We start from the raw sequence: 727 nt of genomic DNA, 5'->3' as shown, positions 1-727 counted from the left end.
GCGATCGTCGAGGTTGCATCCTGCGAGCTGGCGATCTTCGTGCCACTCACGACGCCGCTGCGGCTGTGCGTCTCGCGTGAGTTGTACACATGCGTTTCAGTAGCCGCACCGACGTTCACGTCGCCGGCCGCCAGCAGGTTCGCATCGCCTTTCTTCAGGTCGATCGTGCTGCCGATGACGTTGATGTCCTTGTTCGACACCACATTGAGCGTATCGCCGCCCTTGACGGTCGTGCCCGTCAGCGCCTGGTCCGATCCATGCCGGGTTTCCGCATAGCTGCGATTCCCCTGGTCGCCCGAGCTGTTGGCGTTGATGGTCGACGTGACGCTCGCCGCACCGAAGGTCACGTTCCCCTTGGCCGCGATCGTGCCGCCCTGGCCGAAGTCGAGCTGCGCACCTTGCGCCGTCAAGTCACCGCCCACACCGATGGCCGACTTGCCGCCGACGTTCACTGTGCTGCCGGTTGCGCTGTTGAGGTCCGTATCCGACACGCCGTTCGCACGCTGCACGACCTTGTGTTCGCCGGTCTGCTGCACGCCGAGATTCCAGTTTCCGCCAATATTGGCGTTCAGGTTCCCGCCGACATTCAGGTTGCCCGCATTCTGCTGGAAGTCGCCGCCGGTCTTGATCGACGCGTCGCCGGCCACGTTCAGGTTCGCGGCCGGCCCGAGCGTCGTCTTGTCGCTCGTTGCGCCATCGCGGCTCACCTGGTGCGTCGTCTGCGTCG

At 64.8% G+C, this 727-nt stretch carries 1 protein-coding gene; it reads right to left on the bottom strand.

Annotated features, from left to right (window positions below; genetic code table 11):
- Window positions 1-727, bottom strand: a 727-nt coding sequence (locus WS69_RS11660) for a hemagglutinin repeat-containing protein (protein ID WP_156438065.1), incomplete at both ends; no start/stop codon positions are given.

Origin of the sequence: Burkholderia sp. BDU5, assembly GCF_001522845.1 — a bacterium.
Classification (GTDB): Bacteria; Pseudomonadota; Gammaproteobacteria; order Burkholderiales; family Burkholderiaceae; genus Burkholderia; species Burkholderia mayonis.
This window is presented reverse-complemented; position numbering and strand designations above follow the sequence as displayed.